14 protein-coding genes are annotated in these 14,823 nt (G+C 62.3%); 11 read left to right on the forward strand and 3 right to left on the reverse strand.

The annotated features are described in order from the left end of the window. The first annotated feature begins 171 nt into the window (after window positions 1–171). From F759_RS0106005 to hslU, 9 genes are all read left to right on the forward strand, one after another. On the forward strand, window positions 172–1,056 hold the full coding sequence (locus tag F759_RS0106005; RefSeq protein WP_027799058.1) for a lipid A biosynthesis lauroyl acyltransferase: 885 nt from the start codon (window positions 172–174) through the stop codon (window positions 1,054–1,056). Window positions 1,057–1,174: 118 nt separating this feature from the next. Continuing rightward, on the forward strand, window positions 1,175–2,038 hold the full coding sequence (dapF, locus tag F759_RS0106010) for a diaminopimelate epimerase (protein ID WP_027799059.1): 864 nt from the start codon (window positions 1,175–1,177) through the stop codon (window positions 2,036–2,038). A 93-nt stretch (window positions 2,039–2,131) separates the two neighbouring features. Beyond that, a complete protein-coding gene (locus tag F759_RS0106015) occupies window positions 2,132–2,851 on the forward strand; it encodes a DUF484 family protein (RefSeq protein ID WP_027799060.1) in 720 nt (239 codons plus the stop codon). 52 nt (window positions 2,852–2,903) lie between these two features. Then, window positions 2,904–3,827: a tyrosine recombinase XerC gene (gene xerC, locus F759_RS0106020; RefSeq protein ID WP_027799061.1), complete on the forward strand. Its 924-nt coding sequence runs from the start codon at window positions 2,904–2,906 to the stop codon at window positions 3,825–3,827. Window positions 3,828–3,918: 91 nt separating this feature from the next. Continuing rightward, a complete protein-coding gene (locus F759_RS0106025; RefSeq protein WP_027799062.1) occupies window positions 3,919–5,121 on the forward strand; it encodes a class I SAM-dependent rRNA methyltransferase in 1,203 nt (400 codons plus the stop codon). Window positions 5,122–5,318: 197 nt separating this feature from the next. Then, on the forward strand, window positions 5,319–6,416 hold the full coding sequence (locus F759_RS0106035; protein ID WP_027799064.1) for a CobW family GTP-binding protein: 1,098 nt from the start codon (window positions 5,319–5,321) through the stop codon (window positions 6,414–6,416). A 598-nt stretch (window positions 6,417–7,014) separates the two neighbouring features. Continuing rightward, the gene (gene dksA, locus F759_RS0106040) at window positions 7,015–7,434 is read left to right on the forward strand and encodes an RNA polymerase-binding protein DksA (protein ID WP_006050516.1); all 420 of its coding nucleotides are present in this window, start codon (window positions 7,015–7,017) and stop codon (window positions 7,432–7,434) included. Window positions 7,435–7,749: 315 nt separating this feature from the next. Then, window positions 7,750–8,286: an ATP-dependent protease subunit HslV gene (gene hslV / locus F759_RS0106045; RefSeq protein ID WP_006050517.1), complete on the forward strand. Its 537-nt coding sequence runs from the start codon at window positions 7,750–7,752 to the stop codon at window positions 8,284–8,286. Window positions 8,287–8,295: 9 nt separating this feature from the next. Next, entirely contained in the window at window positions 8,296–9,642 is a 1,347-nt protein-coding gene (gene hslU, locus F759_RS0106050) for an ATP-dependent protease ATPase subunit HslU (RefSeq protein WP_027799065.1), read from the forward strand. 100 nt (window positions 9,643–9,742) lie between these two features. On the opposite strand, the gene F759_RS0106055 is transcribed toward hslU, so the two are convergent. Together F759_RS0106055 and F759_RS0106060 are read right to left on the reverse strand one after the other, a co-directional pair. After that, window positions 9,743–10,285 carry a response regulator transcription factor gene (locus tag F759_RS0106055; protein ID WP_007179684.1) on the reverse strand — a complete coding sequence of 181 codons (543 nt, stop codon included), beginning with the start codon at window positions 10,283–10,285 and terminating at the stop codon, window positions 9,743–9,745. After that, complete coding sequence (locus F759_RS0106060; protein ID WP_027799066.1) at window positions 10,282–11,592, reverse strand: ATP-binding protein; 1,311 nt, start codon at window positions 11,590–11,592, stop codon at window positions 10,282–10,284. Before F759_RS0106060 ends, F759_RS0106055 begins: the two co-directional genes overlap by 4 nt. Before the next feature lie 131 nt (window positions 11,593–11,723). Here F759_RS0106060 and F759_RS0106065 point away from each other — a divergent pair, with 131 nt between their 5' ends. Beyond that, window positions 11,724–13,367, forward strand: coding sequence for a tetratricopeptide repeat protein (locus F759_RS0106065; protein ID WP_027799067.1), 1,644 nt, complete (start codon window positions 11,724–11,726; stop codon window positions 13,365–13,367). A 22-nt stretch (window positions 13,368–13,389) separates the two neighbouring features. Here F759_RS0106065 and F759_RS0106070 read toward each other — a convergent pair whose 3' ends face one another. Beyond that, on the reverse strand, window positions 13,390–13,614 hold the full coding sequence (locus F759_RS0106070; protein ID WP_027799068.1) for a cysteine-rich CWC family protein: 225 nt from the start codon (window positions 13,612–13,614) through the stop codon (window positions 13,390–13,392). 260 nt (window positions 13,615–13,874) lie between these two features. Between F759_RS0106070 and argB the strand changes: the two genes are divergently transcribed. Beyond that, window positions 13,875–14,774 (forward strand): acetylglutamate kinase, encoded by a 900-nt coding sequence (gene argB / locus F759_RS0106075; protein WP_007179687.1) that lies wholly within the window; start codon window positions 13,875–13,877, stop codon window positions 14,772–14,774. Window positions 14,775–14,823 lie beyond the last annotated feature (49 nt).

Raw genomic sequence — 14,823 nt, forward strand, 5'->3', positions numbered from 1 at the left:
ATCCCGTGGATCGCACCGCCCGGCTTCGCCCCGCAAGTTGTCTATTAACTCGGCGAAGCCCTTATTATAGCGACTTCCATTGATTGTCACAGAGTGTCCACGAGTGCGGTATTACGTCAACCTCTCCGCTTTCCTGAACCCCGTCACGCAAAGCGCCTCCGCGGAGGCCACATGCTGAGCCGCTATGGAGCCCGGCTTGCGATCGGCCTGCTGAAACTCTTCGCGCTGCTGCCCTACGGTTTCATCGCCCGTCTCGGCGACGGACTTGGCTGGCTGCTTTATCAGATTCCGAGCCGGCGCAAGCGCGTCGTCCACATCAATCTGAAGCTGTGCTTTCCGGAATGGAGCGGCGAGCGCCGCGAAGAAGTCGCGCAGAAGCATTTTCGCCACGCGATCCGCAGCTATCTGGAACGTAGCGTGCAATGGTTCGGCTCGGCGAAGAAACTCGAGAAGCTGATTCAGCTCGACAGCGCGATCGATCTGACCGACCCGAATCTGCCACCTACGCTTTTTCTCGGCTTTCACTTCGTCGGCATCGAGGCGGGCTCGATCTTTCTCAATTACTCGCTCAAGCGCCGTTGCGGCTCGCTTTATCAGCCGATGTCGAATCCCGAACTGGAAGAAGTCGCCAAGGCGGCACGCGCGCGTTTCGGCGCCGACATGGCGAGCCGCGCCGACAGCGCGCGCGTCGTGCTGCGCTGGCTTCGCGAGCGCAAGCCGGTCATGCTCGGCGCCGACATGGACTACGGCGCGCGCAATTCCACCTTCGTGCCGTTTTTCGGTGTGCCGACCTGCACGCTAACCGCCGTCGGGCGTCTTGCGAAGGTCGGTCATGCGCAGGTAGTGCCGTTCATCGGCGAAGTGCTGCCGAACTACAAGGGTTATCGGCTGAGAGTGTTCAAGCCGTGGGACAACTACCCGACCGGCGACGACGACGCCGATGCGCGCCGTATGAACGCTTTCCTCGAAAAACACATCCCTTCGATGCCCGAGCAGTATTACTGGGTGCATAAGCGCTTCAAGACGCGGCCGACCGGCGTGCCGAGCGTGTATTGAAGCAGGATGCGTTAACTGAATAGAGCGGAGTGCGTTTCCCGCCATGCGCCGGGTCTGGCGAGCCTCGAATTAACCCGCCGTTCGGCTTACATGTGGGCGCGTCACTTACAATAGCGTGATGAAACTGAAATTCACCAAAATGCACGGCGCGGGCAACGACTTCGTCGTGCTCGACGGCTACACGCAACCAGTCAATCTGACGCCGGCACAGGTACGCGCGCTCGCTGACCGGCATTTCGGCGTGGGCGCCGACCAGTTGCTGCTGGTCGAAAAGCCCACGGTGCAGGGCGTCGATTTCAGATATCGCATCTTCAACTGCGACGGCGGCGAAGTCGAACATTGCGGCAACGGTGCCCGTTGCTTCGTGAAGTTCGTGCGCGACAACGGCCTCACCGACCAGCGCAGCGTGCGCGTGCAGGTGCAAAACGGCACGATCACGCTGACCATGCAGGAAAACGGCGATGTGCTCGTCGATATGGGCACGCCGGTGTTCGATCCCGAACGCGTGCCTTTCGCCACCAAAGGTCTCGAAGGACGCCGCGAAGGCGCAGACACACTGTGGCCGCTCGACGTCAACGGCACCACGCGCTGGATTTCGGTGGTGTCGATGGGCAACCCGCATGCAGTGCAAGTCGTCGACGACGTGGAGGCGTTTCCTGTTCTCGTCGAAGGTCCGGTGATCGAGCGGCACGCGCGTTTCCCGCAGCGGGTGAACGCGGGCTTCATGCAGATCGTCGGCCGCGGCGAAATCAAATTGCGCGTGTACGAGCGCGGTGCCGGGGAAACGCTGGCATGCGGCACGGGCGCATGCGCGGCAGTCGCAGCGGGCATTCGCCGCGGATTGCTGGACGCGCCGGTGCTGGTTCATACGCATGGCGGCAAGCTCACCATCTCGTGGGACAGCAAGCAGCAAAACGAACCGCTGCTGATGGCGGGCCCGGCCACAACCGTTTTCCAGGGCGAGATCGAACTGGCCGATTGAACGCATCCAGTTCAATCGCGCATGACTGATCCATTAACTCATTGACCGACGCGTCGCATGAAGGCGTCGTCCCGTCGTCCTACAGCCGAAACCATGAACGATCGCGAAGTCGCCGAATACCTGCTCGCCAACCCCGAATTCTTCGCCGAACACGCGGAAATGCTCGCGACCATCCGGCTCGCGAACCCGCACGGCAAAGCCGCGGTGTCGCTGCAGGAGCGGCAGATGGAAATGCTGCGCGACAAGAACAAGCATCTCGAACGCCGGCTCGCCGAACTTCTGCGCTACGGCCACGAAAACGACAGCATCGCGTCCCGGTTCAACCGCTGGACCATCCGTGTGATGGCCGAGCGCGATCCCTACGCGCTGCCGCGTACGATCGCCAATGGCTTGCGCGACATCTTCGACGTGCCGCAAGCGGCGCTGCGCGTGTGGGACGTCGCCGAGCCGTACGCTCAAGCCGACTTCGCGCGCCACGTCGGCGAGGAAGTACGCATCTTCGCGAACAGCCTGACCGCGCCTTACTGCGGCGCCAACACCGGTTTCGAGGCGGCGCAGTGGCTCGTGCCGGCAGCCGGTGCGGCCGATGAAAGCACGCCCGGCGGCACGGCGCCCGAGCCGGCTCATGTGACCGAATCCATTGCGCTCCTCGCACTACGCGATCCGGAAGGCAAAGAAGAAGCGTCGGCTTTCGGCCTGCTGGTGATGGGCTCGGCGGATGCGCGCCGCTTCCACGAAGGCATGGCGACCGACTTCCTTACGCAGATCGGTGCGCTCGCGAGCGCGGCGCTAAGCCGTCTGCTGCCGCGCTGAGTCAGCGCGCAGACGCGTTAGCCGCCCACCCAAGCCAGCGAACAAGCCCATCGTGACCGAAGCCGACGTCATCGCCGCCTATCTGTCGAATCTCGAACATGAGCGGCGACTGTCGGCGCATACCTTGCGCGGCTACACGCACGAACTCGAAGAACTCCGGCTGCTGGCCAAAGGCCGGCCGCTCGAAAGCCTCACCGCCGTCGACATTCGCGGCGCAGTTTCGCGGGCACATGCGGGCGGCTTGACGGCGCGCTCGATCAGCCACCGCCTGTCGGCATGGCGCGCGTTTTACCGCTGGCTCGCCGGCCGCGTCGATCTGCCGGCCAATCCGGTCGCCACCGTGCGCGCGCCAAAGCAGGCCAAGACGCTGCCCAAGGCACTGTCCGTCGACGACGCGAACCGCCTGATGGAAAGCCCGCCCGCCGCATCCGCAGAAGGTTTGCGCGATCACGCGATGCTCGAACTGTTCTACTCGTCGGGGCTGCGTCTCGCGGAACTGGTTGGCCTGGACGCCCGTTTCGCCGATGCTGGCGGTTATCGCTCAGCAGGCTGGCTCAAGCTCGATTCCGCGGAAGTCGAAGTGCTCGGCAAGGGCAACCGGCGCCGCATCGTGCCGGTCGGCAGCAAGGCGCTCGACGCGCTGAACGCCTGGCTCGCCGTGCGCGATCAGATGGTGAAACACGACCCGCATCCGCTCTTTCTGTCGGCGCGCGGCAATCGGCTGTCGCCGAATGTGGTGCGCGAACGCGTGAAGCGCGCAGCCCTCGTTGCCGGCATTCCCGCAAATGTGCATCCTCACGTGCTGCGGCATTCGTTTGCCACGCACGTGCTGCAGTCGAGCGGCGACCTGCGTGCCGTGCAGGAGTTGCTCGGGCACGCGAGCATCACGGCGACGCAGGTCTACACCGGGCTTGATTTCCAGCACCTCGCGCACGTCTACGATCAGGCGCATCCGCGCGCCAAAAAACGCGACTGACACCGCTTTTGCGGCTTTTTAGTCTCCGCCTTCGCTTCATCCGCCGCGCACCTCGCAAGCCACGCGGCCCACTGCTCTCGCTGACATCCTGATGAATACCGTTACGCTCAAACCGTCGAAAGAAAAATCGCTGCTACGCCGCCATCCGTGGGTCTATGCGAACGCGATCGACCGGATCGACGGCAATCCCGCGTCCGGCGCGACTGTGCTGGTGCGCGCGCACGACGGCCGCTTCCTCGCGCGCGCCGCGTACAGCCCGCACTCGCAGATCCGCGCGCGCGTGTGGAGCTTCGACGAAAGCGAGCCGATCGACCACGCGTTCTTCAAGCGCCGCGTGCAGCGCGCGCTCGCGCATCGTCAAACGATGGTTCACGACACTGGCGCAGTGCGGCTGATTTTCGGCGAAGCGGACGGCCTGCCCGGGTTGATCGTCGATCACTACGTCACCCAGGACGAAGGCCAGCGCAGCCAGCTTGTATGCCAGTTCATGGCGGCGGGCGTCGAAGCGTGGAAGGACGCGATCGTCGCCGCGCTAGTCGACGCGACCGGTTGTCCGAATGCCTACGAACGCTCGGACGTGTCGATTCGTCAGAAGGAAGGGCTCGAACAGATCACCGGCGTGCTAGCGGGCGAGCCGCCTTCGGAAGCGCTGATCGCGAGTGAGAACGGCGTGCGTTATCACGTCGACGTACGCAACGGCCACAAGACCGGCTTTTACGTCGATCAGCGCGACAACCGCCTGCTCGTGCAGCAGCTCGCGCAAGATCGCGACGTGCTGAACTGCTTCTGCTACACAGGCGGGTTTTCGCTCGCGGCGCTCAAAGGCGGCGCGAAGCGTGTCGTCTCGATCGATTCGTCCGGCGAAGCGTTAGCGCTCGCGCAGCAGAACGTGGCTGCGAACGGCTTCGACGCCGAACGCGCGACCTGGCTCGACGCCGACGCGTTTAAAACGCTGCGCCGCCTTTACGACGAAGGCGAGCGCTTCGATCTGATCGTGCTCGATCCCCCGAAATTCGCGCCTTCGCGTGAGCACGTGGACCGCGCCTCGCGCGCTTACAAGGACATCAACCTCACCGGCCTGAAGCTGCTGCGCCCGGGCGGCCTGCTTTTCACCTATTCCTGCTCCGGCGCGATCGATTCCGAGCTGTTTCAGAAGATCGTGGCGAGCGCGGCCGCGGATGCGCGCGTCGATGCGCGAATCCTCAAGCGCCTCGGCGCCGGGGTGGATCATCCGTTGCTGACTGCATTTCCGGAAGGCGAATACCTGAAGGGGCTGCTGTTGCAAATCGCCTGATCGCCTATAACTTCACGGTTATTTCGATCGACGCATGCGCGGCGGCGGCTTTGGAATACCGCTTGCCAGCGCCGGCCTGGCAGATATGTTTCAATATCCGGCTAGGCGGGCGGCGCGCCGCGAGGCTGCCGCGCCCGCTTATGCACACGATTCGGCATCCGATTACGCATCGATTCACGACCTTATAGGCGAACAACATGATCCCAGTCACGATCCTGACCGGCTTTCTCGGCAGCGGCAAAACAACCCTGCTCAAGCGCATCCTGAACGAAAAGCACGGCATGAAGATCGCCGTGATCGAGAACGAGTTCGGCGAAGAGAACATCGACAACGAAATTCTCGTGCAGGACACAAGCGAGCAGATCATCCAGATGAGTAACGGCTGCATCTGCTGCACGATTCGCGGCGATCTCTCGCGCGTGCTCGGCGACCTGGCCGCGCAGAATCAGTCGGGCAAGCTGGATTTCGACCGCGTGGTGATCGAAACGACCGGGCTCGCGAATCCCGGCCCCGTCGCACAGACGTTCTTCATGGACGATCAGATCGCCAGCGAATTCCTGCTCGACGCGATCATCACGCTGGTCGACGCGAAGCACGCGAACCATCAATTGGACGAGCATGAAGTCGTGCAGCGCCAAGTGGGTTTCGCCGATCGCCTCTTCATCACGAAGGCCGATCTCGTCGACGAGCAGCACCTGACCGATCTGCGGCACCGCCTGCTGCATATGAATCCGAAGGCGGCGATCAAGGTCGTCAATTTCGGCGACGCGGACATCAAGGAAATTTTCGATCTGCGCGGCTTCAACCTGAATTCCAAGCTCGAGATCGATCCGGACTTCCTCGCCGAAGACGAACACGCACACAGCCACGCGCACGCCCACGACGAGCACGGCCATACGCACGACCACGGGCACGATCACGCGAATTGCGATCACGACCACGGCCACTGCGACCACGAAGGCCATGACCACGCGCACCACCATCACGCGCATCACGACGACAAGATCAAGTCGTTCGTGTACCGCAACGACCGCCCGTTCGACCCGAACAAGCTGGAGGATTTCCTCGGCGGCATCCTGCAGATTTACGGCGAACGCCTGCTGCGCTATAAGGGCGTGCTGTACATGAAGGGAGTCGACCGCAAAGTCGTGTTCCAGGGCGTGCATCAGATGATGGGCAGCGACCTCGCGGCGAAATGGCAGCCGGTCGAGAAAAAAACGAACAAGATGGTGTTTATCGGTATCGAATTGCCGCAAGACCTGATTACCGATGGCCTGGACGCCTGTCTGGCCTGAGCGTGCCGTGCGCGGTTGCGCGGCAATGGTCTGTTGAAAAACCGCGCGCGGCCGAGCAATGGCCGCGGCGAAATGTGCGGTGGCGCACACGTGTGAAAAACGCGTGAAAACCCTGCTGTATTAATGCGTGCACGACCATCGCTTTTTGACCGCTCGCGCGTTATATTTTCGGGATACCGGTGCGCCGCCGAGGGATTTCCACCAGTTGCGGTGCCGGATTGTGATTCAGTTACAATACGTGCCCACTGGAGAATGAGAACGATTTGCCCGGTCAGTGCGCGGTGATCACATATTGCGCGCCGGGCTTAAGCGGCGCCGGAAAATCTTATCCGGGGAACGCGCCGACAATGCCCGCAGCAGCAGCCCGAGAAGGCCTGCTGCACGGGAGCAATACCTCAGGAGCATTTGAGAACCGGTTTCCAGAGGAGTTCGGCCCCGCATTGGCGTTGCGACGCCCGAGGTGGGCGTGAGACGCTTCGGCGTCACGGCAGCCCATCGTCCGTGTCCGCCCTATGCTCAGCGCCCCAGGCGCCTTGCGGGCAATACGAAAGTGCGGGCACTATGCAGAGTTTTGCCTCACATTGAAGAAGTAAGCCAGATGACGACGAAACGACTCTTGACCGAAGCCGAAATCCTGAAGATGAGCGACAAGGATTACATGAATGAGGATCAGCTCGCTTTCTTCAAGAACAAGCTCGAACAGCTGCAAGCGGAAATTCTCCGCAATGCCGGCCAAACGACCGAGAACCTGCGCGAAACCGTAATCGTGCCGGACCCTGCCGACCGGGCAACGATCGAGGAAGAGCATGCACTCGAGCTGCGCACGCGCGACCGTGAGCGCAAGCTGCTCAAGAAGGTGCAGCAATCGCTCGCGCGCATCGACTCTGGCGACTACGGCTGGTGCGAAGAAACCGGTGAGCCGATCGGCATTCCGCGTCTGCTCGCGCGGCCTACGGCTACGCTGTCGCTCGAGGCGCAGGAGCGCCGCGAACTGCGCCAGAAGCTGTTCGGCGACTGAACGCCGGCGGCGCGGCTTCGGCGCTGCGCCCATAAACGCTGCTTCGTCGAGAGGCGCACGGTGATCCGTGCGCCTTTTTTTTGCGCGCCGATCTGGCGCCAATCGCGGACCTCATCCCTGCTCGGACACGTTTTTTGTCTTATGCCATTTGCCGGCTCTTGATATGCCCGCGCAAGCCCTAAAATAAACCGGACATGCGCTGTACGAGCGCGCCGACCACGAGGGCTTCATGCGTCGCGCGCCGTCCGCTTCCAGGATTCATGCGGTGGCGCATCGCGCTGCCGCGTCCTACCCGCTTTGCAAAGAGGAACGCATATGGAGCAATTTCACGGCACGACGATCGTCTCCGTGCGCCGCGGCGACAAGGTCGCGCTCGGCGGCGACGGCCAGGTGACGCTCGGCAACATCGTCATGAAGGGCGGTGCGAAGAAGGTCCGGCGCATTTATAACGGCAAGGTGCTGGTCGGCTTCGCCGGCGGCACCGCGGATGCGTTTTCGCTCCTCGACCGGTTCGAAGCGAAGCTGGAAAAGCATCAGGGGAATCTCACGCGAGCCGCGGTTGAACTCGCGAAAGACTGGCGCACGGACCGCATGTTGCGTCGTCTCGAAGCCATGCTGATCGCGGCGGACGCAACCACCACGCTCGTCATCACCGGGAACGGCGACGTGCTCGATCCGGAAGGCGGCATTTGCGCGATCGGTTCGGGCGGCGCGTATGCGCAAGCGGCAGCAAAGGCCCTCGCCGACAACACAGAACTCTCGCCTCGCGAAATCGTGGAGAAGTCGCTGGAGATTGCCGGCGACATGTGCATCTACACGAACCATAACCGCGTCATCGAGACGATCGAGTAAGGACCCACGATGAGCACCATGACCCCCGCCGAGATCGTCTCGGAACTCGACAAACACATCATCGGCCAAGGCCGTGCGAAGAAAGCAGTTGCCGTGGCGTTGCGCAATCGCTGGCGCCGTCAGCAGGTCGAAGAACCGCTGCGCCAGGAAATCACGCCGAAAAACATTCTGATGATCGGGCCGACCGGCGTCGGCAAGACTGAAATCGCACGGCGTCTGGCCAAGCTCGCCGACGCGCCGTTCATCAAGATCGAAGCCACCAAATTCACCGAAGTGGGCTACGTCGGCCGCGACGTGGACAGCATCGTGCGTGATCTGATCGAGATATCGGTCAAGCAGACTCGCGAATCGGAAATGCGCAAGGTGCGAACCAAGGCTGAAGATCAGGCCGAAGACCGCATTCTCGACATACTGCTGCCAAGCGCGCGTCCGGTCGGTTTCGGCTCCAGTTCAAGCACTGTTGATACCGCCGACGAAGGCGGCACCACACGTCAGACGTTCCGAAAGCGTCTGCGCGAAGGTTTGCTCGACGACAAGGAAATCGAACTCGACGTCGAACAGCCGCAAGTCGGCATGGACATCATGGGGCCGCCGGGCATGGAAGACATGACGGAGCAGATCCGCTCGATGTTCGCGAACATCGGCGGCGGCAAGAAAACGCGCCGCAAGATGAAGGTGAAGGAAGCGCTGAAGGTTCTCACCGACGAAGAAGCCGGCAAGATGCTGAACGACGAAGAGGTGAAAGCGAAGGCTGTGCAGAACGTCGAGCAGAACGGCATTGTGTTCCTCGACGAAATCGACAAGATCGCCTCGCGCGCCGAAGCCGGCGGCGGCGAAGTGTCCCGTCAAGGCGTGCAGCGCGATCTCTTGCCGCTCGTGGAAGGCACCACGATCAACACCAAATACGGCATGGTGAAGACGGATCACATCCTGTTCATTGCGAGCGGCGCGTTTCATCTGGCAAAGCCGAGTGATCTGATTCCGGAACTGCAGGGGCGCTTTCCGATCCGCGTCGAACTCGATTCACTGTCGGTGAACGACTTCGAATCGATCCTCGTGTCGACGGACGCGAGCCTCGTCAAGCAATACCAGGCATTGCTGGAAACGGAAGACGTGCATCTCGAATTCGCCGACGACGGCATTCGCCGTTTAGCCGAGATCGCTTATTCGGTGAACGAAAAGACCGAGAATATCGGCGCACGCCGACTGTACACGGTCATCGAAAAGCTGCTTGAAGAAGTCTCGTTCTCTGCCGGCAACCACTCTGGCAAAAGCGTGCAGATCGACGCGGCGTATGTGGATCGCGCTCTGAACGAAGTAGCGGAAGACGAAGATCTCTCGCGTTACGTGCTGTGACGTAGAGCGCAAGCGAGCGCCAGAAAAAAACGGACTACCTCTTACAAGGCAGTCCGTTTTTTGTTTTCCACGATGCGTGGCGCTAAGGCCAAAGCCGCGCTTACTGCTTGACGGGGCGCTTCGCAAGCTTTCGCTGCAAAGTCCGGCGATGCATGTTCAACGCGCGCGCGGTGGCCGAAATATTGCCGCCGTGTTCGGCAAGCACACGTTGAATATGCTCCCACTCCAGACGCGCGACGGACAGCGGCGTGGGATGCTCGATCGCCTCTTCCGCCTGCAACGCACTCGCCTCGCTTTGCAGCGCCGACAGAATTGTCTCGACGTTGGCAGGCTTGGCCAGATAGTTGTCCGCGCCGTCTTTTACCGCTTGCACCGCGGTGGCGATGCTCGCATAGCCGGTCAGCACGAGCATGCGCGCGTCGGGTTGCAGGTCGCGCAACGGCGCGACGAGCGTGAGGCCGGAGTCATTGCCCAGATGCAGGTCTACCGTGATCTGGCTGAATTTCTGCTGGTTCGCGAGCTTGATCGCCTCGTCCGCGTTGTGAGCTTCGCTCACCGTATAGCCGCGCCGCGTCAGACCGCGTGCGAGGATGCCGGAGAACACCTCGTCGTCATCGATCACCAGAAAGTTCATTTCGCTCATGCCTGTTTCTCCGTGTTGGATGGCGCGGCGCCTTGACGGTCCGTGCCGGAAATTTTTCGCTCAGTGAGCGGCAACCGTAAAACAGCGCGCGTGCCACGCGGGTTGATCATGCTGACATCGGTCAATTCAATCGATCCGTTGAGACGCGCCGCTGCCGAAAAGGCCAGATACAAGCCCACGCCATGGCCGCCCTGCGTGCTATCCACCGGCATCGCGCCTAGCGAGCCGCGCAGCGCTGCTGGGATGCCCGGGCCAGCGTCGCATACTTCAAACTCGATCTGATTGCCGCGCGCCCCCAACGCACACAACAGCGTGACGTGATCGCGGCTCGCGCGCGCGGCGTTGTCGAGCAGGATCGTCAGGATCTGACTTACGGCAACCGTATCGTCGAGGCTGACATCCGCAGGCGGCGCGCCGATCCGCTCAAACTTCACATGCGGATGACGTAAGCGCCACTGCTCGGCAAACGACTCTAGCCACTCGCCGACCGGCTGACGATTGGAGGTGGTCGTTGCTCGGCTGCGCAATCTGGCGAGCGCCGACGTGCACAAGCCCATCTGTTGTTCGAGCAATTCGAGATCGGCGCTGTACGGCGCCAGCCCTTTGTCGGTTCGCGCCGCATCGCGCAATTCTTCGGACAACATTGCAATTGTAGACAGAGGCGTGCCGATTTCGTGAGCGACCGTAGCGGCCTGGACGCCGAGCGCGACCGCGCGTTCGTCGTGAAGCAAGCGCTGCTGCGCGTCTCCGAGCGCTGCGTCACGTAGCCGCAGGGCACGCGACATGCGCGCGACGAACCATGCGATCAGCCCCACGCTCACCATGAAATTGACCCACATGCCGGCGCGGTAGTAGTCGAACAGGTTCGCGGGATTGTCAAGATTCAGCGGCACCGAATCGAAGCCGAGTACTGCGTAGCAAGCCACGGCGAATGCGGCGAGCCACGCCATCAGTTGCCACGGCAACACCGCCGCGGCAATGGCGAGCGATGGCAGGTACAGCGAAACAAAGGGATTCGTTGTGCCGCCGGACAGAAACAGCAACGCGGACAACGCGCCGAGATCGACCCAGATCTGGCCGAACAGCTCCATGTTCGACTCGGGTCGCTGCTGGGCGACGCGCCACCATGTGAGCCCGTTGAAGATCACTTCGAGTGAGATGACGAGCAGCATGGCCGGCAACGGCAAATGCACGCCGATAAAGATCTGCACGAACGCGATTGTCAGTAACTGGCCGATGATCGCGAGGCTGCGCAGCCAGAAGAGATGGCCCAGATTGACACGGCCCGTGTTGGTTATACGATGCATGACTTCACGTTCAGTTTACCCGTTCGGACTCGTCCGACTCATGTCGCCGCCATACGGCGATACCATAGATGTTTTTCTGACAGCGCAGACAGGCAAGTCGATTATGCGCGGCCTTTCGGCGTCACTCATTCATGGCCACTTCAGATATTGCGTCAGCTTTCCTTAGCTTCATGCGCCAGGCTGCCGCAGCCCGCGGGAACGGCGCGGCCGAAACCGAAGCTCAATCGCTGCGTGCCGCCGCCCAGCGCTATTCGCTCGACAACGAGTCGCTCGCATCGGTGATCCAAAGCCTCGTTCAACAGCAACGTCACGACGACGCGATCGAACTGGCCGCCATTATTGCGCAACTCGACCACGGCAACGTGCACGCGCACTTTGCTCTCGGCTACGCGCTGCAGATGGCGCAACGGCATGGCGAGGCCGTCGCGCCGTATCGCCGCGCGCTGGAGCTTGACCCGACGTTTCCATCGCTGCGCTGCAATCTCGCCGGCGCACTTGCGTTCACCGACGCAGAGGTGAATGAACAGATTGCGCTCCTGGAAGAAGCTGTGCGGCAGCGACCCGACGATGGGAACGTCTGGATCAATCTCGCAAGCGCTTATCGCAGGAATCTCGATTTGCCGCGCGCGCTCGAAGCCGGGGCACGAGCCGTCGAGTATGCGCCGCTCAGCCCGCTCGCCCACAACAACTATGCGCTGGCCCTGCGCGAAGCGCAACGCTGGGCCGAGGCGACGCAAGCCTCGCAAACCGCTTGCGCGCTGGCGCCCACTGACGCCAGCATGCGTTCCAATCTAGCGATGATGCAACTGATGAGCGGCGATTACGCTAACGGCTGGCTGTCGCATGAAGCGCGCTGGAACGGCTCCTCGGAACTGCGCGGCAATCGACCCGTCATGCCCGCACCCACCTGGCGCGGCGAGCCGCTCGCCGGTAAAACCCTGCTAGTTTGGGGTGAGCAAGGCATGGGCGATCTCTTGCAGTTCAGCCGCTACATTCCAATGCTAGCCGATCATGTGCACCGCGGAGGCGGCCGTCTCGCATGGAATTCGTTTCCGCAGATAGGAGTGTTGCTGTTGCGCAGCCTTGGCGGTCACGTCGATCACTACTCCGCGGGGGGCGGCGTCGAATCGCTGCCGCCATTCGACTTCGAGATTCCATTGCTGAGCCTGCCGCTGATCTTTGGCACGGGCGAGGCGACCATCCCCGCAACCACGCCCTACCTGCACGCAGACCCAGCTGCCGTGCAGCGCTGGCAGCAGCGGCTTGCGGGCGAGTCGAGGCTCAAGGTCGGGCTTACATGGACCGGCAGTCACGGACATCAACGCAATCCGTTCCGCCGCGTCGGATGGGAACGTTATGCGAAGCATTTTGGCGGCATGCGCAATGTGGCGTTTTATTCACTGCAACCGGGTGCGGCTGCCGACGTGAGCGCAGCCAACGCCGCCGGCCTGCCGCTCACCGACTACACGGCCGAGTTCGCGACCTTCGACGACACCGCCGCCTTTGTCGGCGCGCTCGATCTCGTTATTACCGTTTGCACTTCGGCCGCGCATTTGAGCGGCGCGCTTGGACAGCGCACCTGGGTGCTGCTCGACGTGAATCCGCACTGGATCTGGCTGATCGATCGCCGCGACAGCCCGTGGTATCCGGGCGCGACGCTGTACCGGCAGCCGGCATTCGGCGAATGGGAGCCAGCGCTGCAAGCGGTGGCCCGCGATTTGGATGCGCTCACGGTCCGGCACTGTGCGGCCCCGTCAGGCAGAAACGCGATCTAAGCTTCACGCAAACTGGTCGCACTCACGGCGAATCCGCACCAGGCTCCGCTTGCGCCGCTCTTGCGATTTCCGCGGCCAGACATTCGGGGCACAGGCAACGGCCGGCTGGATCCAGCCGGTCGCGCGGCAGCACCGGCATTTCGCGACACCAGCAGTCGAAAGGCGCTGCATGCATCGCACAATCGAACGCGTTGCCGCAGCGCGGGCAACGCGCGCTGCCTTGTGGGCGGGAAGCGGACGGTTTCATGGCAGGCGGACGGCCTCGCGAAGCATCGACGAGGAAATGATGCCACGACTAGCGTCCTACCGTTAGACGTCCATTCGGCTAGTTCACAGGCGTGCGCGAAGCGCGGTACGCTCGATCATCGGCTGGCGTTCAAACCGCGGTTGCGCAGTGTGCAAACGGGTCTGGCATGCCGCCGGCGCGCGTGTCGAAAACCCTGTTGCAGCGCGCCAGTCCTGTACAATTCGCCGTGTTTTAACTGTTCCGTGCCCGAGCCTGCCGCCATGTCCGAGCTACCCGACCTTTCGCAGATTGCGCCCACACTGAAGGCTGAAATCCTGGCCGAGGCGCTGCCCTATATTCGCCAGTATCACGGTAAGACCGTGGTCATCAAATACGGCGGCAATGCCATGACGGAGGAGCGGCTCAAGCAAGGCTTCGCGCGCGACGTCATTCTGCTCAAGCTCGTCGGCATCAATCCGGTCATCGTGCACGGCGGCGGTCCGCAAATCGACCAGGCGCTGAAGAAAATCGGCAAGCAGGGCACGTTCATTCAGGGCATGCGCGTCACCGACGAAGAAACGATGGAAGTCGTCGAATGGGTGCTCGGCGGCGAAGTGCAGCAGGACATCGTCACGCTGATCAACCACTTCGGCGGTCACGCGGTCGGTCTGACCGGCAAGGACGGCGGCCTGATCCACGCGCGCAAGATGCTGATGCCGGACCGTGACAATCCCGGGCAGTACGTGGACATCGGCCAGGTGGGCGAAGTGGAGGCGATCAATCCGGCCGTCGTGAAAGCGTTGCAGGACGACGCGTTCATTCCGGTGATCTCGCCGATCGGTTTCGGCGAAGACGGTCTGTCGTACAACATCAACGCCGACCTCGTCGCGGGCAAGCTGGCGGTCGTGCTGAACGCCGAAAAGCTCGTGATGATGACGAACATCCCCGGCGTGATGGACAAGGAAGGCAATCTGCTGACCGACCTCTCCGCGCGCGAAATCGACGGCCTGTTCGCCGACGGCACGATCTCCGGCGGCATGCTGCCGAAAATCTCGTCGGCGCTGGACGCAGCCAAGAGCGGCGTGCGCTCGGTGCACATCATCGACGGCCGCATCGAACATTCCGTGCTGCTGGAAATTCTCACCGAGCAGCCGTTCGGCACGATGATCCGCTCGCATTGATTGCTGTCTCGAACCCGGCACATGGGGCACGCCGAACAGGCTCGCCCTA

The sequence above is a fragment of the Paraburkholderia dilworthii genome (assembly GCF_000472525.1).
In the GTDB taxonomy this organism is placed as follows: Bacteria; Pseudomonadota; Gammaproteobacteria; order Burkholderiales; family Burkholderiaceae; genus Paraburkholderia; species Paraburkholderia dilworthii.

Coding starts and splice junctions, on each gene's coding strand:
- F759_RS0106005 (WP_027799058.1), top strand. CDS start 172: ATGCTGAGCCGCTATGGAGCCCGGCTTGCGATCGGCCTGCTGAAACTC.
- dapF (WP_027799059.1), top strand. CDS start 1,175: ATGAAACTGAAATTCACCAAAATGCACGGCGCGGGCAACGACTTCGTC.
- F759_RS0106015 (WP_027799060.1), top strand. CDS start 2,132: ATGAACGATCGCGAAGTCGCCGAATACCTGCTCGCCAACCCCGAATTC.
- F759_RS0106025 (WP_027799062.1), top strand. CDS start 3,919: ATGAATACCGTTACGCTCAAACCGTCGAAAGAAAAATCGCTGCTACGC.
- F759_RS0106035 (WP_027799064.1), top strand. CDS start 5,319: ATGATCCCAGTCACGATCCTGACCGGCTTTCTCGGCAGCGGCAAAACA.
- dksA (WP_006050516.1), top strand. CDS start 7,015: ATGACGACGAAACGACTCTTGACCGAAGCCGAAATCCTGAAGATGAGC.
- hslV (WP_006050517.1), top strand. CDS start 7,750: ATGGAGCAATTTCACGGCACGACGATCGTCTCCGTGCGCCGCGGCGAC.
- hslU (WP_027799065.1), top strand. CDS start 8,296: ATGAGCACCATGACCCCCGCCGAGATCGTCTCGGAACTCGACAAACAC.
- F759_RS0106055 (WP_007179684.1), bottom strand. CDS start 10,285: ATGAGCGAAATGAACTTTCTGGTGATCGATGACGACGAGGTGTTCTCC.
- F759_RS0106060 (WP_027799066.1), bottom strand. CDS start 11,592: ATGCATCGTATAACCAACACGGGCCGTGTCAATCTGGGCCATCTCTTC.
- F759_RS0106065 (WP_027799067.1), top strand. CDS start 11,724: ATGGCCACTTCAGATATTGCGTCAGCTTTCCTTAGCTTCATGCGCCAG.
- F759_RS0106070 (WP_027799068.1), bottom strand. CDS start 13,614: ATGAAACCGTCCGCTTCCCGCCCACAAGGCAGCGCGCGTTGCCCGCGC.
- argB (WP_007179687.1), top strand. CDS start 13,875: ATGTCCGAGCTACCCGACCTTTCGCAGATTGCGCCCACACTGAAGGCT.